The sequence below is a fragment of the Acinetobacter sp. FY683 genome, from assembly GCF_059515885.1.
This window is the reverse complement of the sequence record NZ_JCAKNA010000008.1, coordinates 67621-87783: the sequence shown is the minus strand read 5'-3', so window position 1 is coordinate 87783 and position 20163 is coordinate 67621. Positions and strand designations below refer to the sequence as shown.

General features: G+C 34.2%; 22 protein-coding genes. 10 read left to right on the top strand and 12 right to left on the bottom strand.

Going from position 1 to position 20163, the window contains the following annotated elements; all coding sequences use genetic code 11:
• Positions 1-79 precede the first annotated feature (79 nt).
• Positions 80-583, bottom strand: coding sequence for a cytochrome b (locus tag AC5YDH_RS06395; RefSeq protein ID WP_496117821.1), 504 nt, complete (start codon positions 581-583; stop codon positions 80-82).
• Between the two features lie 840 nt (positions 584-1423).
• Between AC5YDH_RS06395 and aroQ the strand changes: the two genes are divergently transcribed.
• Genes aroQ through accC form a run of 3 tightly spaced genes read left to right on the top strand, consistent with a single transcriptional unit; the run spans position 1424 to position 3692 of the window.
• A complete protein-coding gene (gene aroQ, locus AC5YDH_RS06390; RefSeq protein ID WP_496117819.1) occupies positions 1424-1879 on the top strand; it encodes a type II 3-dehydroquinate dehydratase in 456 nt (151 codons plus the stop codon).
• A 17-nt stretch (positions 1880-1896) separates the two neighbouring features.
• The gene (gene accB / locus AC5YDH_RS06385; protein WP_496117817.1) at positions 1897-2316 is read left to right on the top strand and encodes an acetyl-CoA carboxylase biotin carboxyl carrier protein; all 420 of its coding nucleotides are present in this window, start codon (positions 1897-1899) and stop codon (positions 2314-2316) included.
• 17 nt (positions 2317-2333) lie between these two features.
• A complete protein-coding gene (gene accC / locus AC5YDH_RS06380) occupies positions 2334-3692 on the top strand; it encodes an acetyl-CoA carboxylase biotin carboxylase subunit (protein ID WP_496117815.1) in 1359 nt (452 codons plus the stop codon).
• Between the two features lie 68 nt (positions 3693-3760).
• Here accC and AC5YDH_RS06375 read toward each other — a convergent pair whose 3' ends face one another.
• The gene (locus tag AC5YDH_RS06375) at positions 3761-4246 is read right to left on the bottom strand and encodes a hypothetical protein (protein ID WP_496117813.1); all 486 of its coding nucleotides are present in this window, start codon (positions 4244-4246) and stop codon (positions 3761-3763) included.
• A 205-nt stretch (positions 4247-4451) separates the two neighbouring features.
• Between AC5YDH_RS06375 and AC5YDH_RS06370 the strand changes: the two genes are divergently transcribed.
• Positions 4452-5882 carry a GGDEF domain-containing protein gene (locus AC5YDH_RS06370; protein ID WP_496117811.1) on the top strand — a complete coding sequence of 477 codons (1431 nt, stop codon included), beginning with the start codon at positions 4452-4454 and terminating at the stop codon, positions 5880-5882.
• A 6-nt stretch (positions 5883-5888) separates the two neighbouring features.
• Here the strand turns inward: AC5YDH_RS06370 and AC5YDH_RS06365 are convergent, their stop codons facing one another.
• Both AC5YDH_RS06365 and AC5YDH_RS06360 read right to left on the bottom strand, forming a co-directional pair.
• A complete protein-coding gene (locus AC5YDH_RS06365) occupies positions 5889-7046 on the bottom strand; it encodes an MFS transporter (RefSeq protein ID WP_496117809.1) in 1158 nt (385 codons plus the stop codon).
• Positions 7047-7199: 153 nt separating this feature from the next.
• The gene (locus AC5YDH_RS06360; protein WP_496117807.1) at positions 7200-7829 is read right to left on the bottom strand and encodes a TetR/AcrR family transcriptional regulator; all 630 of its coding nucleotides are present in this window, start codon (positions 7827-7829) and stop codon (positions 7200-7202) included.
• A gap of 357 nt (positions 7830-8186) precedes the next feature.
• Between AC5YDH_RS06360 and AC5YDH_RS06355 the strand changes: the two genes are divergently transcribed.
• The 3 genes from AC5YDH_RS06355 (at position 8187) to AC5YDH_RS06345 (ending at position 11719) form a co-directional block, all read left to right on the top strand.
• Positions 8187-8483: a LysM peptidoglycan-binding domain-containing protein gene (locus AC5YDH_RS06355; protein ID WP_496117806.1), complete on the top strand. Its 297-nt coding sequence runs from the start codon at positions 8187-8189 to the stop codon at positions 8481-8483.
• On the top strand, positions 8393-11377 hold the full coding sequence (locus AC5YDH_RS06350; protein WP_496117892.1) for an inverse autotransporter beta domain-containing protein: 2985 nt from the start codon (positions 8393-8395) through the stop codon (positions 11375-11377). The genes AC5YDH_RS06355 and AC5YDH_RS06350 overlap by 91 nt, the downstream gene beginning before the upstream one ends.
• A 153-nt stretch (positions 11378-11530) precedes the next feature.
• Positions 11531-11719, top strand: a complete 189-nt coding sequence (locus AC5YDH_RS06345) for a hypothetical protein (RefSeq protein ID WP_496117804.1) — start codon at positions 11531-11533, stop codon at positions 11717-11719.
• 58 nt (positions 11720-11777) lie between these two features.
• On the opposite strand, the gene AC5YDH_RS06340 is transcribed toward AC5YDH_RS06345, so the two are convergent.
• The 6 genes from AC5YDH_RS06340 to AC5YDH_RS06315 all read right to left on the bottom strand — a co-directional run bounded on the left by AC5YDH_RS06340 (position 11778) and on the right by AC5YDH_RS06315 (position 15788).
• Complete coding sequence (locus AC5YDH_RS06340; protein ID WP_496117802.1) at positions 11778-12011, bottom strand: hypothetical protein; 234 nt, start codon at positions 12009-12011, stop codon at positions 11778-11780.
• A 237-nt stretch (positions 12012-12248) separates the two neighbouring features.
• Positions 12249-12794, bottom strand: coding sequence for an Ail/Lom family outer membrane beta-barrel protein (locus AC5YDH_RS06335; RefSeq protein ID WP_496117800.1), 546 nt, complete (start codon positions 12792-12794; stop codon positions 12249-12251).
• Positions 12795-12908: 114 nt separating this feature from the next.
• A complete protein-coding gene (locus tag AC5YDH_RS06330) occupies positions 12909-13334 on the bottom strand; it encodes a 2-amino-4-hydroxy-6-hydroxymethyldihydropteridine diphosphokinase (RefSeq protein WP_496117798.1) in 426 nt (141 codons plus the stop codon).
• Entirely contained in the window at positions 13291-13671 is a 381-nt protein-coding gene (gene folB, locus AC5YDH_RS06325; RefSeq protein WP_496117796.1) for a dihydroneopterin aldolase, read from the bottom strand. Before folB ends, AC5YDH_RS06330 begins: the two co-directional genes overlap by 44 nt.
• 31 nt (positions 13672-13702) lie before the next feature.
• Positions 13703-15001 carry an ABC1 kinase family protein gene (locus tag AC5YDH_RS06320; RefSeq protein ID WP_496117794.1) on the bottom strand — a complete coding sequence of 433 codons (1299 nt, stop codon included), beginning with the start codon at positions 14999-15001 and terminating at the stop codon, positions 13703-13705.
• 58 nt (positions 15002-15059) lie between these two features.
• Positions 15060-15788 carry a HesA/MoeB/ThiF family protein gene (locus tag AC5YDH_RS06315; RefSeq protein ID WP_496117891.1) on the bottom strand — a complete coding sequence of 243 codons (729 nt, stop codon included), beginning with the start codon at positions 15786-15788 and terminating at the stop codon, positions 15060-15062.
• 503 nt (positions 15789-16291) lie between these two features.
• Here AC5YDH_RS06315 and AC5YDH_RS06310 point away from each other — a divergent pair.
• Complete coding sequence (locus AC5YDH_RS06310) at positions 16292-16642, top strand: hypothetical protein (protein WP_496117792.1); 351 nt, start codon at positions 16292-16294, stop codon at positions 16640-16642.
• A gap of 62 nt (positions 16643-16704) precedes the next feature.
• On the opposite strand, the gene prmC is transcribed toward AC5YDH_RS06310, so the two are convergent.
• Positions 16705-17523, bottom strand: a complete 819-nt coding sequence (prmC, locus tag AC5YDH_RS06305; protein WP_496117791.1) for a peptide chain release factor N(5)-glutamine methyltransferase — start codon at positions 17521-17523, stop codon at positions 16705-16707.
• Positions 17524-18612, bottom strand: coding sequence for a peptide chain release factor 1 (prfA, locus tag AC5YDH_RS06300; protein WP_496117789.1), 1089 nt, complete (start codon positions 18610-18612; stop codon positions 17524-17526). It lies immediately after the preceding gene.
• 399 nt (positions 18613-19011) lie between these two features.
• Here prfA and AC5YDH_RS06295 point away from each other — a divergent pair, with 399 nt between their 5' ends.
• Positions 19012-19443, top strand: a complete 432-nt coding sequence (locus tag AC5YDH_RS06295) for a glycine zipper domain-containing protein (protein ID WP_496117787.1) — start codon at positions 19012-19014, stop codon at positions 19441-19443.
• Between the two features lie 216 nt (positions 19444-19659).
• The gene (locus tag AC5YDH_RS06290) at positions 19660-20157 is read left to right on the top strand and encodes a YMGG-like glycine zipper-containing protein (RefSeq protein ID WP_496117785.1); all 498 of its coding nucleotides are present in this window, start codon (positions 19660-19662) and stop codon (positions 20155-20157) included.
• The last annotated feature ends 6 nt before the right edge of the window (positions 20158-20163 follow it).

The following is a 20163-nucleotide window of genomic DNA, read 5'->3' as shown; positions in this document are numbered from 1 at the left end:
ATACAAATGGGAGCTTCAAGCTCCCATTTTTTATGTCATATATAGTCATTATATTGTTCAGATTGGTCTTTTAATAATTCTATTTCATACTTTTTAGTACATTATCTTTTAATATAAAGTGATGAAATAAAGCAGCACAAGCATGTAAAGCAATGAGCGTAATAAAAATATTAGCGATAATTTGATGTAATAGCCCAATATTGTAATTTTCTATAATCTTTATCATTGGGAAATTCACACCCAATATATGAAAATGACTTTGTGTGGTTGATAAAGCGAACCACCCAAAAAATGGAACAAAAAACAAGCATAAATATAGTGATATTTTCATCCACTTAAAGGCATTATCTTGAAATTTTGGCATTTTGGGAACATCAGGAAATTGAGTTCTAAAAGAAAAATATAAAGTAATACGTATAAAGAAAAATATAAAAACAATGCTACCAGCCAAAACATGCATTTGCCCTAGCCACTGATCCTGAATAGGACTTTGACTAGTAACATAAGCGAGAAACACTAAACATAAGGTAGCCCAATGAGCATATATAACGAGTTTAGGAAATTTTTGATTTGATCTATCCATTCTAGTTTTTTCTCAAAATTTATTTTCTATTTATCTTATATAGAAAATGAAAAACAGTAAAATGTCATATAAGATCAAAAAAAATTCTACTTATTCTAAGTTCAAGTCGCTATTAGCATAAGAATATGCAACAAACACTCACCTTTTGCCAACTTACCATCTCTAGAGAGTTAAATTTTGTCTGAAAATTTCTTAAATATTTGAGATAAATCGTCAGTTCTTTTTCCTAAAAAAAAAGAGATCTAAATGCGAGTTTATAACTCTATAAAATCAGACAAATATTCATGCTTATTTTACATTCAACTTTATCCAGTCTTAATATTTACGTTAAATGTCTAACTGAACACTTAACTCCAAACTAAAAACCCTTTACAGCCAACCAAGAAATAATTATAACAACTTGATATTTATAAATTAAATTATTCCATTTTTTAAAAATTTAATTTTATTGATATTACGAATTTATATTAAAAATAAAGGAAAAATTAAAAAACTTTGCAAAAATTTAAACCAATAACAGCATCGACACCAATTCATGCAATATATTTATAAACCCAATTTTAAATTAAACCCATTACATACATTTGAGCTACATAAATTTAATTCATCATTTTCGCCAATTATCCTACAATGTAAAAAATAGTAACAAAGAAATAATTTGTAATTTTTTAACATTGTCATTTACCTGCAAAATTTACATTATATTGCCAAGTTCTGGCACAATGCTTCTGCATCATTTAAAAGAAATTATAAAAAAAATGTAGAATTTTATGCCATAATTAGCAAACTTTGCAGACATCTTGCAAAGTAAATTTGCAACTTATAACTGGAGCAAGCTGAATGAGTGCGACCATTTTGGTCATTCATGGACCGAATTTAAACTTATTAGGGAAACGTGAACCAGAGGTTTATGGCTATCTGACTCTTGAAGATATCAACTTACAGCTCACAAACCAAGCACAACAAGCTTCTATTTCTTTAGACACTTTCCAAAGTAATTGGGAAGGTGCAATTGTGGATCGCATCCATCAAGCAAAACAAGACGGTACACAATTCATTATTATTAATCCAGCGGCACTTACTCATACATCAGTTGCGCTTAGAGATGCACTACTTGGGGTAGCAATACCTTTTCTTGAAGTTCATTTATCTAATGTACATGCACGTGAAGCATTTAGACATCACTCATATTTATCAGATAAAGCCGTTGGCGTAATTTGTGGTTTAGGTGCAAAAGGTTATGCCTCTGCCCTCGACTTTGCTATTGAAAAAATTCAATCTTCTACACAATCTTAAATTAGGAATACTGTCTCATGGATATCCGTAAAATCAAGAAGCTCATCGATTTGATGATTGAGTCTGACTTACAGGCGATCGAAGTTAAAGAAGGCGATCAATCAATCGCATTAACTCGTCGTAATCCAGTTGTCGCAGCAGCTGTTCCAGCAATGCCAACAGCTTCTGTAGAAGCTGCACCTGCGAAAAAATCACCACGTGGCGCAGTTGAAACATCACCAATGGTTGGTGTGTTCTATACAGCACCAAGCCCAGGTGAACCAACTTTTGTTAAAGTAGGTCAAACTGTTTCTGCAGGTGAAACACTTGGTATTATTGAAGCAATGAAAATCATGAACCCAATTGAAGCAACTCAAAGTGGTGTGATTGAAGAAATTTTAGTTAAAAATGGCGAAGTGATTCAGTTCGGTCAACCATTATTCCGCTACCGCGCTTAAGACCTCGGGGATTCATAATGTTGCAAAAAGTTTTAATTGCAAACCGTGGTGAAATCGCTCTGCGTATCACACGAGCTTGCAAAACTTTAGGAATTAAAACCGTTGGTATTTATTCCGATGCCGATAAAGATCTTATGCATCTTCGTTTTTGTGATGAAGCAGTTTGTATTGGTCCAGGTGCAAGTAGTGAAAGCTATTTAAATATCCCTGCGATTATTACTGCAGCTGAAATTACAGGTGCTGATGCTATTCACCCTGGTTATGGTTTCTTATCTGAAAATGCTGAATTTGCAGAAATTGTAGAAAACTCAGGTTTTACATTCATTGGTCCACGTCCTGAACATATTCGCCTTATGGGTAATAAAGTTTCGGCAATTATGGCAATGCGTAAAGCAGGCGTTCCTACAGTTCCCGGTTCTGCACACGCAGTAACACCGCAAAATGCTTTAGCAGAAGCAAAAGAAATTGGCTTTCCACTGATTGTGAAAGCTGCTTCTGGCGGTGGTGGTCGTGGTATGCGTATTGTTGAAAGCGTAGATACTTTACTTGAATCTGTTCAGGCTGCTCAACGTGATGCAGAAATGTGGTTCAGTGATGATACTGTTTACATGGAACGCTTCTTACAAAAGCCACGCCATGTTGAAGTTCAGGTTCTAGCAGATGGTAATGGTCATGCGATTCATTTATATGACCGTGACTGTTCTTTACAGCGTCGTCATCAAAAAGTACTCGAAGAAGCTCCTGCTCCAAATTTACCTGAACAAGCACGTGCAGAGATTTTGGAAGCTTGTGTAAAAGCTTGCGAACTAATGCAATACCGTGGTGCAGGTACATTTGAATTCTTATTTGAAGATGGTGAATTCTTCTTCATTGAAATGAATACACGCGTTCAAGTTGAGCATCCTGTGACAGAAATGGTTACAGGTATCGACATTATTGAACAACAGCTTCGTATTGCAGGCGGTCTTGGCTTAAACATCAATCAAGAAGATGTTGAAGTTAAAGGTCACGCCATTGAATGTCGTATCAATGCAGAAGATCCTACAACATTCTTACCATCACCAGGTAAAATTGAACACTTCTATACACCAGGTGGTGCAGGTATTCGTTTAGACTCGCACATCTACGAAGGCTATAACATTCCTCCGTACTATGATTCGATGATTGCTAAACTTATTGCACATGGTAAAGATCGTGAAACATCTATTGCACGTATGAAACAAGCTCTAGATGAAATGATCCTAACAGGCATTAAAACCAACATTCCTTTACATAAAGATTTAATCTTAGAAGATAAAAAATTCTGTGAAAAGGCAATGGATATCCACTATTTAGAAAAGCACTTATTAAAACAATTAGAAGGTCATCAAGACTAATTCTAATTTAAAATAAATTGCTAAAAAACCGCTAAAATTAGCGGTTTTTTTATTTTTAAAAAGATTTTTTATGGCAAAACGCGTTGTAATGTTGCAAAACACTGTTCAGAGTTCTCACTATTACATAAGCTCACTGTACTTGGATTTTGCCATTTAACATAGTATTGCGTAACTTCACCAGTTTGATCTTTTTGAATACCAGAACAATCAATTTCATTATTATCATATTGAATTTGAAGTGTTAATGCAGATAGTACGGAACTTGGATCAGGCGTAGGTTCATAATCATATACTCCCGTAGACCATTCATTACCACTTTTAATTAACACATTACTATCACTTTTAAAATTATAATATTCTACGCACTGATTTTTTTTCGCAATTTGCATCCCCCAAAGTCCAACAATTTCAGGTCTGGTTTGAATACGAATAGTATTTTCTACCGTAGATTTATTCACTTGAGCATTTTGTTCTTTTTCAGGAGATTTTGTATTTTCAGCATAAATTGTAGAACCATATAAACTTACCAATACTAATAGCGCTATTTTTTTCATAAAGATACAGGGTTATTCCATTTCTATTAACGTTACCATATCTAAAAAAAAATGATATATTACAAATACAAATACCAACAAATATATTGATTTAAAAAAGTTTAATTTTGTATTTCTACAGGTAACAATATAATCGTTGGAGAATATAAGTAAATAAATCATAATAATGGAAACTTGATTAGTTTCACGTTTTTGAGGTATCCATTTGCAAGCTCAATTAATTCACTTAAGCAATCAACAAATTCAAAGACACTCCTATATCTTTGTTATTTTTGCTTTCGCAATTTTTATAGGCGCGCTTATTGGTATTTTTACGCGACCACTTGCTCACTCTGCATTTTTTTGGCCTGCAAACCCTATATTCTTAGGCTTACTTTTACGTTTTACTCAGTTCAGAACATCTAGTGCCTTATGGGGTGCTTTTGCAGGCTACATGCTTGCAGACCTAATAACATCTAATGGGCTTGCACTTACATTCATTCTAACAATAACCAATTTCGTTGCCGTATTAAGCACATTAAGCATATTACTTTTTATTCAATCGCAATTAAAATATTTTCGAGATGGTGCACTTATCATCTATCCTTACGTTTTTGCAATTATGAGTGGAACCATTTTAGCTGCTCTATTTGCAATAAATACAATTCCGTATGTGCCTCATACGTTTATGTCAACCAAGCAACCATGGGTGGATTTTACAAATTGGTGGACTGGAGAGTTTTTTAATGCACTAATTATTTTGCCTTTAGTACTTACTTTTCCAAAACTTGTTCAAATTAAACAGTTTTTGAAAGATAGACGTACAACATCTTTTAATATATTTGATGCTATTCCTTTGGTTGCAGTTATACTTTCAATGATATTAACCCACACCTATTTTGGACCTGGCGCACTACTCTATCCATTAGCAACACTCATTTGGGCAGCATCTGTTTATAGTACTTTCACTATTGCGATTATTAATAGCTTTGTTTGTTTAACGCTCTATCACAGTGTTTCTTTTTTATACTTATATGATTCGACCAATTCATTTTTAACAGAAATTATCTCTATTCGTATTGGTTTAGCAATTCTTGGCTTAGCAACCCTTATTCTTTGTATTATCAGCCAAAATCGTAAACTACTATTTAAAGAAGTCTACTATTTAGCAAATCACGATACATTAACTGAAACAATGAACCGTCGTAGTTTTCTTAGACTAAGTACACGATTACTTGAAAGCAAAAAAAATAAACAAGCGTGTTTTCTTATGATAGATATCGACTATTTCAAAAACTTAAATGATAATTTTGGTCATCATGCAGGTGATATTGTACTTAAAAAATTCTCAGACTTAGTTAAAGAAAACTTAAGAGCTGAAGACCTATTTTGTAGGTATGGTGGTGAAGAATTTGTAGTTCTTTTAGCAAATGTAGATAAAGCAGAAGCTCTGATGATTGCTGAGCGTATCCGCTTACAATTATCGGAAACTTATATTGATATACAACAAGCAAATCCTATTAAAATCACAGTAAGTATAGGTGTTTCTCATACCACCTTACCCACCAAAACCAGCTTGCAAGAGCTCATTAACATTACAGATAAAGCACTTTATCAAGCAAAAGAGAATGGACGAAACTGCGTGATAGTGACTTAATATTTCCTAAGCCTTCACCACTTGGTTTGGTAATTTTGTGATAAAAAGTAATCCAAAAACTGTCGACAACCCTGCGATGATAAATATAGTAGAACCACCATACTGTCCCCAATAATGTCCAGCCAACAAGCTCCCCAAGGCTACACCAAGTCCCCACATCGTGCTATAAATTGCTTGCCCACGACCCTGTTGTCCCATAGTGAAATATTGAAAAATCACTCGCATAGCAATCATGTGAAATAAACCAAAACTAAAAGCATGGATTGTTTGAGCTAAAAATTGCATAACAAAGCTATTCGGAAATATCCCTACAACACACCAACGCAATCCAGTAATAGCTAGACAAAAAGAGACTAAAACTCTCCATGAATAGCGTGTCAAAAATACATTTGCGTATGCAAACATAATAATTTCAGCAACAACCCCAACTGCCCATAAAAAACCAATAACTGACGTTTGAAATCCAGCATGTGCAAGATAATTACTATAGAAACTATAAAATGGTGCTTGTGAAAATAGCATTACAAATTCAATAATAAAAAATGAATACACCACCGGATTTTTCAGTATAGGCAGTAAAGGTTCTAATCTATTTTGTGATTTAGGTGCATTATTTGGCTCCTTAATTGTAAATGACCAAATAAAAGCAAGGAAAGAAATACATAGCAAAAGGATTGGCAACATAGAAATATCAATAATTTCTAGCAATGCTCCTATTCCAAAAACCCCTACAATAAAACCAATAGATCCCCACTTTCTTACTTTTCCGTATAATTTTTCGCGTTGATCCGCCAACCAAAATAATGTTACACCTTCAAACTGTGCCAAAATGGCATTTTGAAAAAAACTAAATATCAGCATAAGCAAAGCAACAGATTGGAAACTATTTGGAATAATGAAAATTAAAAACCAAATACATGCTTCCATCCATGTTGCTACTCTAACCAATAACATGCGTTTTCCAGACTTATCAGCAATCCATCCCCAAATAAATGGTGCAAAAAAACGCGTAATAATCGCAAGTGACGACAACAAACCTATTTCACTAAATGCAAAACCTTGATCTTCTAAATACAAACTCCAAAATGGCATGAATGTGCCAACAATAGAATAATAAAAGAAGTAGAACCCACCTAAGCGGTGATGAATTGCAAAAGATTGCATTTAGTATTTATTCCTCATCCATCCAAAATATTAAAAATTGAATGCTTTATATCTTGTATTCAATTTTAGCATTAACTAGATTTATATTAAGGAATAAAAAAACCTGAAAGTTTCAGGTTTCAAATCAATCATCAACATAAACAAAAAAGATAATTATTCCTTCTTAAACCCTTTAATAAGCCTCCAAACAGAGCGTGCTATTTCTATCCTATAATGTTTTGGTGGGTGTGGAACTCGTTTTAACATCCAATATTTGCAATAGTGTTCAGGAACACCATTAATAAAAGATGAATAAAGATCCATAGGAATTTCTATATTTGCACCATGTTGAAATTCTGGTAGTAACAACCAATCTAGTAGTTTCTTTCTATTATTAATTTTACGACGGACCAAATCATCTTTAAACTCACCCACATATACATCAAACTTTTCAGATAACATTATTTTTGCAAATTGTGGATGCTCATCTACCCAATCAACATAAGAAAGTACTAATGCATAAATACACTCTTCAAATGTTTTAGCATCTAATAAATAGCGTTGGCGATAACCAAATAAATCATCAATAGCAGCTAATACTACCGCTGCAATAATCGCTTCTTTAGTATTAAAGTGATAATAAATTCCACCTATACTTAGTTTGGTTTTTTCGCAAATCATTTCCATGGAGGTGCTTTCTACCCCATATTTATCAAAACATTGGACAGCATGTTTTAATATCAATCTTTTTGTCTGGTTTTGTTGTCCAGGATAAATACGACTTAGTATTTTTTGATTTTTCATTATAACCTTTACAAATCTTAGAAGTTATTCAATAAAACCACTCACATTATATAAGTTTCTGATTATAAATAAAATTAAACCGATAATGGTTCGGTTAATTTACCATTTAATAAAAATACAAATGTAAACTTATAAATAAAATCAACAACTTACAGTTTAACAAAAAATAAACAGTGTATTTTTTATGTAAATTAATTTCTCTTAAAATTTAATCTAATTAATATTTGCCACCTCAAATTTTTAGGTGAATTTTTAATATGAATGCCCAATTTTGTTTAAGTACTAAATCAAGGGGTAACCTCGACAAGACAAAGTCATTATTAATAAATAAATAACGCAGTTGCGTTGTCATTATCTATGCCTTTTTTAACCACTTCAACATACGCCTTAACAGACTCAAATCAACTAAAAAATCAAAATATTCTAAAATCTGATTTAAACACACAAAATATTAAATCACTTCATGGTAAAGCCATTCTAACTAAGAAATATGCACTCAACATAGGTGAAACCTATCACATCGTTGCTCAGCGTTTTAATGTTGATGTTGATTTTCTTCAAGCATTGAATACACATTTAAATCTAAGTATCCCTCCAAAAGCTGGCGATATTATTTTCGTTCCTGCATCACCTTTAAAAAGAATATTCCGTTAATACAAAATCAATCATCTTTAAATAATGATGGCTATCAAAACCAACTTGTAAATATCGCTGCACAAATTGGTTCATTATTAGAATCGAATCCAAATAGTGACGCCGCTTCTGCAATGGCACGTAACCTTGCATCTTCAACTGTAAATAGCAGCCTAGAAAAATGGTTTAGCCAATATGGTCGTTTACGTGCGCAAGTGAATGTTGATGATAAATTTTCTCTCAAAAACTCACAGTACGATTTATTGCTTCCAATTTGGGAAAATAAAAAGAACTTAGTATTTACCCAAGCAAGTGTTCATCGTACCGATGACCGTAATCAGGCAAATTTAGGTTTTGGTATTCGTCGATTTAATGAAAATTATATGATTGGTGGAAACACATTCATTGACTATGACATGTCAAATGATCATTCACGTGCAGGTATTGGTGGTGAATACTGGAGTAATTTTCTAAAAATTTCTGCTAATGGTTATTTACGTCTAAGTAATTGGAAAGATTCTAAAAAAGTTGAAGATTACGAAGAACGTGCTGCCAATGGTTGGGATATTCGAACTGAAGGTTATTTACCAGCCTACCCTCAATTAGGCGGTAAATTGATGTATGAAAAATACTATGGCAATGAAGTTGCATTGTTTGGGAAAAATAATCGTCAAGAAAATCCACAAGCATTGACATTGGGTGTGTCATATACACCTATTCCATTCATCACCATGAATGTAGAACATAAGCAAGGTCAAGATAGTAATAAAGATACGTCCATTGGCTTACAAATGAATTATCAATTTGGTGTGCCATGGGCAAAACAAATTGATCCTAAAGCTGTTTCAGCATTACGTAGCCTTGCAGGTAATCGTTACGATTTCGTTGAGCGTAACAATAATATTGTGCTCGAATATCGTAAAAAAGAACTTATTTTCCTTAATATAGCAAAACAAGTTCGTGGTTTTTCAGGTGAACAAAAGTCTTTAGAAGTATCCGTTCAGACTAAATATGGTTTAGATCGTATTGAGTGGGATGCGAAAGAAATCATCGCTCAAGGTGGTGAAGTTGTTCAACAAGGCTCGGATTATGTTATTAAATTACCCGACTACAAATATGGACGTAGCGCACCAGCAAATACGTACTCAATTAGTGCAATTGCCTACGATACTCTAGGTAATGCATCTGGTCGTCAAACAGCACAAATTGAAGTTACAGAAGCCGCAGTAAGTGAAACCAACAGCGAATTTACCCCCCTTACTACAACTCTTGTCGCAAATGGTAAAAACTCACAGGCTTTAAAATTAACTGTTAAAGACTATAAAGGTCATCCAATTCACATTCCTATGTCTGAAATTGAGCTTAATGTTTCATCCAAAACACGTGGTGATATTTCAGCTGAAGTAAGTGAGTGGAAAAAAATTGCAGATGGTGAGTTTGAAGTTACAGTTACAGCTGGAACACAAGTAGAAACATTGCAACTAACACCTACAATTCGAGGTGTAAGCTTAAAACCTGCAAAAATTGAAATGATTGCTGGTGATGTTGTTTACCATTCAACAATGGATACAAATCCAAAAGAAATCATTGCAAATGATGAAGATGAAGCAGAAATATCACTAACTCTAGAAGATGAGTTTAACAACACGATTAAAGGCAAAACTGTAACCTTTACAGCTACGGGTTTAATAAACACACAAATTAGTGATGTTGTTGAAGTTAATGGCATTTATAAGGCGAAGCTAAAAGGTACAAGAACAGGTACTGTAACAATTACAGCTGTTGTTGATGGTAGTGAAGTTAACAAAACGGATGTGACTTTAAAACCAGGACCTCTAGATTTAACAACATCTTCTATTCAAGCTTCACCCTCCCGTATTCCTGCCGACAATAAAACTAAATCGCAAATCGCTGTAAAATTACGTGATAAATTCAGAAACCCTCTTGAAAAAGGCGATGTAGATTTCAAAATTTCAGGTGTATCCGGTGCAACCTTAATAAATAACGCCGATTATGAAGATAATGCTTATATCGCTGAAGTCTTTGGTGAGAATGCTGGTTCTTTAACAATTACCCCCATTTACAATAAAACTCAGTTAGATTTATCAACAAAAGTTGAACTTTTACCTACTGTACATTCTATTGAAATAACGACCGACCAAGATAAGGCTAAAGTCAATGATGGCGGTATTATGATGTACATTATTACTAAGGATAAAAATGATAAGCCTGTTTCATCTGCCAAATTAACATTCAATCTTACTGCACGCGATCGCCAAGGAAACATTCGTACAGATTCAGGAATACTACAAGGTAATTCTGGCGACTTAACCAATGGTAAGCAAGTGCTAAGCAATGACAAGGGAGAGGTTCCAATCATTATTAGAGATCCCAATGGTATTGGTGTAGAACATATCATTAAAGTACATACAGATAATGGTGTTACCGCTGAAAAAAGTGTTTACTTTACTGTTCTGACTAGCCCAGATAACAATAAAGCTCAAATGTGGGGTCACATGAGTGATGAAAAATTAAGTGGAGCTGATGGAACAAGATTCTCGCGCCCTAAGCTTGCTGCTGAAACATCTGGCTATCAAGCGACTCATGTAGAAAACAATGAAACTTGGGCATTATTTAATGCTAAAAGTGAAGGTATTTACGCACATTGCGGAGGCGTAGATAACATACCAAGTAGTACCCAATATATAAAATTATTTAACCGGTATGGAACAAGTATTCCAACCACTTATGGCTGGCCTAAAGAAAAGCTATACCGTAGCAATACTTCTGGAGCAGGCACTGGTAATAAGTTTGCATATTGGCTTAATACTGGTAAAGATGAATTCCCTGATGGTACCCCAGTTGGACACTTTGGAACAAATGTAGAAACTCCAGGTTATGCATCTTGTAAATAATTTTAAAAGCCAAGCCTCAGCGCTTGGCTTTTTCATATAAAAAAATTGATATATATTCTGTATATCAAACATTTTTCCAATGAATATTTTTCGCACAAACTAAAAATTCAGCGTATAGTATTCAAATCCCTAATTAATTTATGGAATTATTTTATGCTAAAAAAATTCTTTGTTTTATTTGCTAGTTGTTTAGCTTTGGTACTCGTTTTAGGCACTATCTTTATTAAAGCAATCAGTGACCATAATGTTGTAGAGTTTTGGATTCTACTTATGCTTCCTTGTTTTGGTGTGCCAATATTAACAGCCGTATTAATCAGTAATACTGAAGAAGTTACAGCCTAATGTTGGAAAAATAAAAAAGCTCGCCTACTGCGAGCTTTTTTTATGAAAAATAAAAAACTTAAACTTGAGAAATTACTTTTACAATAATGGTTTGAGTATCTTCTTGCTCTTCAGCTAAATACACACGTTTTTGTTCTTTAGATTTCACTTTAAATTGATGATTTTGAAATGAAATAACCGAAGGGATTTGATCAAAATACAGGGCATCAGCATCAATTTCCTCTTGAAATAATGGTGTCCCTAATTGGTAATCTAAACTTTTTAATACAACATATTTTACTGTGGTTTTCATAAGATGTACCTACTTTCACTGAACACTTTATTTTTATTTTTACCACTGTTTAGACAATGAATAAACCTTTAATTTCAAAAACAGTTTAATCCTTAAACAAATAGAAAATTTATCAATTTATAAAAAATATCATTACATTTTTGTTCTACTAAAAAGCAATAAAGCCATGCCTTTTAATAATGTTTCATTAATAAAAAAGGCTCAATATATTGAGCCTTTTTTAGCATTTATCTAAAATTAAAAGCGGTAGCCCAAACTAACATTCCAACCATTTAATTTTAAACGCTTTTCTTCAGCCTGCTTAAAAGATGTACCTTCATATCCCACATTTATAGCGAAGTTTTGAGTAGGATTAACGATAACACCTGCCCCATACGCCAATTCTGTTTGAGAATTATTCTTAATTTCTGGGCTAGAAGTACCAACAATTTCTGTACTTTTAAGTTTAATATTAGAAATACCTGTAGTTGCATACACACTTACATAATCATTAAAACGATAAGCTGGCCCCATCATATAAGTAAAATATTTAATATCAGTTTTGTATATATCTGAACCATCTTGCTCAGATAAGTCACCTTTTAAATATGAAATAGACGAAACTAAGCTTAAAGGTGAATTCCACTCATAACGATACTGAGCATTTACACCCTTTAAATCGATATCACTAATTTTACTTTGTGCATAACCTAATGAAAATGTATGGTCATCAGCAAATATAGATGAAGATGTAACAACCGTAGTAGTAACTAATAAAGCTAATTTTAATGTTTTATTTAACATATTCGTTCCCTTTATCTAAATTTTTTATTTAAATGTATCTAAAATACGAATAAAATATACACTAGAATTAAGGTTATACGTAGTAAGCCATACTTTTCATGTGATGTATCAACCCTAAATTTTAGGATAAATAATATTTAAAGATTCAAATAATGGGCTAGCCCAAATATCTGACATTGGAATTTTTACATCTAATGCCAAAGGTAATTTTTTAGGATTAAATTGCATCTCATTTAACTGCATTCCCCATGCAATTAAATCGACATCTAAAGAGATTTTATGAGATGGACGCACACGATTCGACTCAATTTCCATTTTTTTCAAAATAGATAAGATCTCATCTACACTATATTTACTCTTAATTAAGCACGCAGCATTCCAATAATCTGCACCAACACCATCACGACATGGTATTAAATAAATATCAGAAAACTGTACATTACCCAAAGATTGGATTTTGCTATACGCTTTTTCAAAATTGAGTTCAGGTTCGAAATTACTCGCTAATGCTAGCGCGAAAATCGTTTCGGTGTCGTTCAAGACGAATTCCTACAGAATTAGCTTGCGGGATAATTGCAGGCTTACGGATCGTAATGATGATTGATTCAATTGCTGAAAATTGTGCAAATAATACATTAATTACCAATTTTGCAGCATGTTCAATCAATTTTGGTTGAGCTTCTTGAATCACTTTTGCTGAAATTTCACAAATTTCAGCATAGTTCATAGTGTCGTCAAGTTCATCTGAATTTGAGGCCTGTTCAAGATTTGTTTGCAAGGTCAAATCAAGCATGAGCGGTTGAATAATTTGACGTTCCCAATTGAAACATCCAATTACTGTATCCACCTTTAAGCCTTCAATGATAATTGCATCCATAACTCAACCTTATTCTAAAATTAAATCTTTATTAATGTTTTAATAAAAGATTTGGGTCTATAGTTTGCACCATCTGCAAACGTTGGTCTGCATAAATATCTGTGTATGGCGCCAGAATGCGCATAAAGCGATCGAAATACAGCATTTGTTTAAATAGCAAAGCAAAATCTCTAGGGAAGCGAATACCGTGACGCTCACCTACAGCAACCATATCCATCATAATATCATTCAAATCGGCAGGATTTGATGACAAAATTTCCTGCGGATCTGCAAGTAATACGCCGCTAAATAAACGCTCTAAATCATCGGCTAAAACTTTGGTATCAATTTTACGATCTGTCATTCCCATTTTAAGCATGTTTTCAGCCATTAATGGAAAATCGGTTTTTTGTAGTGCATCCATAAATGCAATACATGCTGTCCACACTTCAGCTTTAAGTTGTCCAACAATACCAAAATCGATAAAACCAACTCGACCATCTTCAAGCAACATCAAGTTCCCTGCATGTAAATCTGCATGAAAACTATTACACATCATTAAACTACCAAACCATGTGTTCATGGCTGTAATAAGCACTTGAGATGGATCTTTTGAAACCTTTTTAACAACATTAAAATCTGTTAATGGCACACCAAATAAACGCTGCATAGTCAACACACGGCGTGTTGAATATTGGTGATACACTTTTGGCGCTGTAGCGGCTTTGTTTTGTGTAAGCTCTAAATATTGAACAAAATCATCAATATTTTTTGCTTCCTCAATAAAGTCGACTTCACGTACCATACGGTTTTTAATTTCTTCAACAATATCTGCTAAAGATGCAAATTTCACTTTTGGTACAACTTTTTCAAGTAGCTTTGCAGACCAATGTAGTACGTTTAAGTCAGTGTATAAAATGGTTTCAACACCAGGTTTTTGCACCTTAATAACAACATCTTCACCACTCACCAATTTGGCTGCGTGAACTTGCGCAATAGATGCAGATGCTAATGGTGTTTCATCGATAGATGCAAAAATTTCACCTAAATCACGTCCAGCAAACTCAGAGGCTAAAACACTTTCAATATAGCTAAATGGGAGTTTTGGCGTTTGATCTAAACAACCCTGAAACTCTTCTACATATTCACGTGGAAAAAGTGATGGCGTACTTGCAATAAACTGACCTAATTTAATATAGGTTGAACCTAACGATTCAAAAGTTTCTCGCATAAGCTTTGCATTACTTGGTTTTTCAGTTGCGTATTTAATACCTGCTTTTGCAGCAACAACTGCAGTTTCGCCCATACGGGCAACTGACTTAAGTCCATCTAACCAAATTTTCTTTTTCATAATGTCTTAGGAAAAAATAATTGCACCGAGTTTAGCAAAATTTTGAACCTTTGCAGGATTATATTGCCTGACATGTTGAACAATTCGTATCTATTTCGAAATTAACAATACGTTGTTTCATACTTAGACCATCCCAAAGCAATATTTTTCCTTTTAATGGGGTTAAGCCTAAGCCTAAATACAGCAAAGTATGATGTGCTTGCAAAGTCGCCATTACATTTGGAGTTGTTGCTAATACCCCCGAGTCGGCACAACGTAAATGTTCATTGGCATGATCTTCTTTAGGGAATAAACATTCATAACAAGCAGATTCACCTTCTACCATGAACATTTGACCTTGAAAGCCAATAGCTGATGCACTAATCAAAGGTACTAAAAATTGATGACAAACCTCATTAACTAAATAACGGGTACTAAAATTATCACAACCATCTAGTACCAAGTCTTGTGATGCAATTAAAGACTGACTATTAAATTCATTTAACTTTTCTACTTTTGCAGTCACGTCAATAAACGGATTAATTGCCTGTAAACGCTTTGCTAATATTTCAGCTTTATAAAAGCCAACATCTTGTTCTGTATACGCAATTTGGCGTTGTAAATTGCTGACTTCAATCGTATCTGAATCAATTAATGTAATTTTCCCAACACCAGCACGTGCAAGCAATTCTGCTGTTGTACAACCAATACCCCCACACCCAACAATTAAAACATTCGCAAGTTTTAATCTTTCTTGCGCGTCAATATCCCATCCATCAAGTAAAATTTGACGTGAATATAAATGCATTTCTGCATCTGAAAGTTCTAAGTTTGAATCGAATGCGTCTACCAAAATAATTACTCAACCAAGTTTACTAAGCATGATACAAATAAAGCCTTTAAAGTTTGTTCTATTTTTACAAATATTTCATTCCTTTCGCTTTCTATTTTTTAAATCCACTCAAATTAGTATTTATGCATAAATCATCTTTCTATGAAATTTACCTAAAAACTATTTCTGCTGTTTTAGTATTGATTAGTCTAAATGATTTTATAAACGTCGAAATGTATCTTAATTATTAGGCTACATATTAAAATTTGGATAAATTCGCCACAATTGTAATTACAATCCCAACACCTATCACTCCAACGTCATTACAAATTAGCAGATTCCCTGCTTTTATATCTATTAATGACTGTACGTTCATCTGCTCAGTCTTGTTTCACCCAATCAAATAGGTTATTTTTCAATCAATTTAAAGCATTTGCTTAATCCGATTTTATAAATCACCTTACCCTAGAGGTACTCCCATGTCTAAGATGATTGATCTATTTGAACAAAACCTTGTTCAAAATTTTAGTAACTTTTTCTTTTCAAAAGCAGATTATATTGAAAGTGAGCTACATCAGAACATTCAAAATACCGCTGAAAATGATCTTAAATCTTTAATTGCTAATTTCTTTGCTGAACCTCAAGCTCAAGAAACAGCTACAGCATTAGATTTACAGCAAAATGAAATTCAAGCCTTACTTGCAGGTGAAGCATTAACAGAAATGCATTTAGCAAGCACAGCTAAAATTGTGGCATATTACCTAGCAAAAGAAACGGATACTTTTTCTAAATTAGACCTTTTTGATAGTTTAAAAGACTACCCAATGTAATAAATAAGTTGGGGAAATAAAAAAAGCGACTTTTATAGTCGCTTTTTTTATAAATAAATATCTTAGTGTGGCCAACATGCCAAAGTCACACGATCATTACCACCATAATCTTTTACAGTGCGTATTTGTTTATACCCTGCTTGTCTAAATAAATGTTGAACAGCATCTGCTTGGTCATAACCATGTTCAAGAACAACCCAACCATTTACAGTTAAGTGTTTTTTCGCTTGAACAATAATCTCTTCAATATCTGCTAAACCATTTTTAGCCGAAACCAAAGCACGCTCAGGCTCCGTTGCTAAATCTTTCATGTGTACATCATTTACATCTATATATGGCGGATTAGATGCAATCACATCAAAAAATTGACGACCAAATGGTTTTAACCATGAACCCAATACAAACTCAACATTTTCAATATCATGCTGTTCTGCATTGTACTGTGCAACATCTAATGTTGGTACATAAATATCAGAAGCTATCACTTTCCAATCAGGGCGTTCAGAAGCAAGTGACAAAGCAATAGCACCTGTACCTGTGCCTAGATCTGCAACACGTGCATCTTCTGGTAAATCCAACTTAAGAACTGTTTCTACAAGTACCTCTGTATCTGGACGTGGAACCAAAGTGTCTTTGGTCACTTTTAAATCCAACGTCCAAAATGGTTGTGAACCTGTTATATACGCAAGGGGTTCACCTTCCGCAATTCTTTTTAAGCCTGATACATAAGCTTGCTCTTGCTCAACTGTAAGTTCTTGACTCTTTTTCATATACAAATCAAAAGAATCAATTTTAGTGATATGTTCAAGCAACCATGAATTTTCTTGACGTTCGTAGCTTTCAGGTTCACCACGTAAGGCTAACGCCTGTTCAATATTCAATTAACCACCATTTTGCTGTGCAAGCATTGCAAGCTGATCTGCTTGATATTCACGATGTAAACTGTCTAAAAGCTCAGTTAAGTCACCTTCCATCACCGCATCTAACTTATATAAAGTTAAGTTAATACGATGATCTGTCATACGACCTTGTGGGTAATTATAGGTACGAATACGTTCTGAACGATCACCAGAGCCTACTAAATCACGGCGCATTTCTGATGTTGCTGCATCTGCTGCTGCACGTTTTGCATTTTCTAAACGTGAAACGAGTAATGCCATCGCTTTTGCTTTGTTCTTATGCTGTGAACGCTCATCCTGACATTCAACCACCGTACCTGTAGGAATATGGGTAATACGAACAGCAGAATCGGTTTTGTTAATATGCTGACCACCCGCACCCGAAGCACGGTAAGTATCAATACGTAATTCAGATGAATTAATTTCTACCGTCGTATCAACATCAATTTCAGGCAAAATAGCTACAGTACATGCAGATGTGTGTACACGACCTTGAGATTCTGTTGCAGGTACACGTTGTACACGATGTGCACCACTTTCAAACTTCAAGCGACCATAAACGCCTTCACCATTAATCAGACAAATGACTTCTTTATAACCACCATGTTCGCCTTCATTTTCAGAAAGAATTTCTATACGCCAACCTTGAGATTCAGCATATTTGCTATACATACGGTACAAATCACCCGAGAAAATTGCGGCTTCATCACCACCAGTTCCCGCGCGTACTTCCAAATAAGCAGAGTTTGCATCATTTGGATCTTTAGGAATCATTAAGATATTCAAATCGGCTTCAAGCGATTCAATTAAAGCTTTATTTTCTTTAATCTCTTCTTGTGCCATTTCTTTGAAATCTGGATCAGATAGCATTGTTTCAGCTGTCACAATGTCTTCTTCAGCTTGTCTGTATTTTTTCCAAACTTCTGTAATTTCGCTTAAATCACTATGTTCACGTGATAATTGACGAAAACGCTTGTTATCTGAAATAACCTCAAGATCTGCAAGTAATGCGTTGAGTTCTTCATGACGGTCAGAAAGCTGATCTAATCGTAAACGTAACGATTCTTTCATTTTTTAAAATATCTCAATACAAAAGCCTTTTCTCGTATTTACACAAGATCGGCATAATAAAAATTGCGCTTAGTTTAACGATTCTTTGATGTAAATGACATATTTAACTTGTATATCAAGTGATTCGATCATTAAAAGTATTTTATAGAAGTAAAAGTATTTTTATAGCGTGATTTAAACAGCTTTTTAGTTAAAATATCGACTAAACAAGGGTTTTGGCGTTTTATTCACCACAATTCTTCATATTTACTCCAATTTTTATACTTACAATTACAAACCACTACAAAGCAAAAACCAAACTGCTTAAAAGTCCTAGCATCTCTCCACATTGTCATGTAAAGCCTTTGCTACATTAGCTCTCGAGATAACTATTCAGATCTAATAAGATACGGAGATACCATGAAACTTAATGCAATCTTACTCAGTGCAACACTTGCAACATCATCAATGTTCGCAATGACAGCACATGCAGACAACACCACTCGTGTTGCAGCAGCGAGTGCATTGGGAAGTGTTGCGGGTACAGCAATTGGTAAAAATATGGGTGGCAATACAGGGGCAATAATTGGTGCAGCTTTAGGCGGTGCTGGTGGTGCTGCTGTCGCAAGTGATAAACGCAACCGTACAGAATCTGCAATTGGTGGTGCTCTCGGTGGCGGTGCTGGTTATACCGTTGGTAAAAGCATGGGTGGTACTAATGGCGGATATATCGGTTCGGCTGTTGGTGCAGCAGGTGGTGCTGCTTTAGGTAACAAAATTTCAAAAGACAAGCAATATTCAAGTTCAAAAAATAGCAAATGGAAAAAACACAACCGTAAGAAATATCGTTAATTTTTCATTTTAATATTCAACAATTCTCCATTAGCACCTTCGGGTGCTTTTTTTTATTTGAGCAAAAACTTTTAATAATTAAGGATAAATTTTGTAGATATTTCACTTATTTTTTACCAATTTAAACACTATATTTTCATTTATCTTCATCATTATTCCAAAGTCATTTCATACATTAATACCAACAAATAAATTATTCTTCACATGGTGTTGAACATGAAAACAAACTCAGTATTAATAGCAAGCGTGATTGCTGCATCTGCAATTACAATGTCAAATGTACAAGCAAATAATGATACTCGTGTTGCAGTAAGCTCTGGCTTAGGTGGACTTGTGGGAGCTGCTATTGGTAATCAAATGGGTGGACAAACAGGTGCAATGATTGGTTCTGCTATTGGTGGTGGCGCAGGTGCAGCCGTATCTTCTAATAAACGTGATCGTAATGGCGCAATCATTGGTGGTGCTCTAGGTGGTGTTGGTGGATATACCGTAGGCAAAAGCATGGGCGGTACTAATGGTGGTTATATTGGTGCAGCAGCGGGTTCTGCTGGTGGTTCCGTACTAGGAAAAAAAGTAAGTGAAGACCGCCGCTATGATGATCGATATGACCGTCGTAACAACAACTATAAATACAACAATTATAGATACAACGATCGTGGATATCGCAATGATAATGGTCGTCATAATGGATGGTATAAAAAAGATAAACGCTGATTTAGA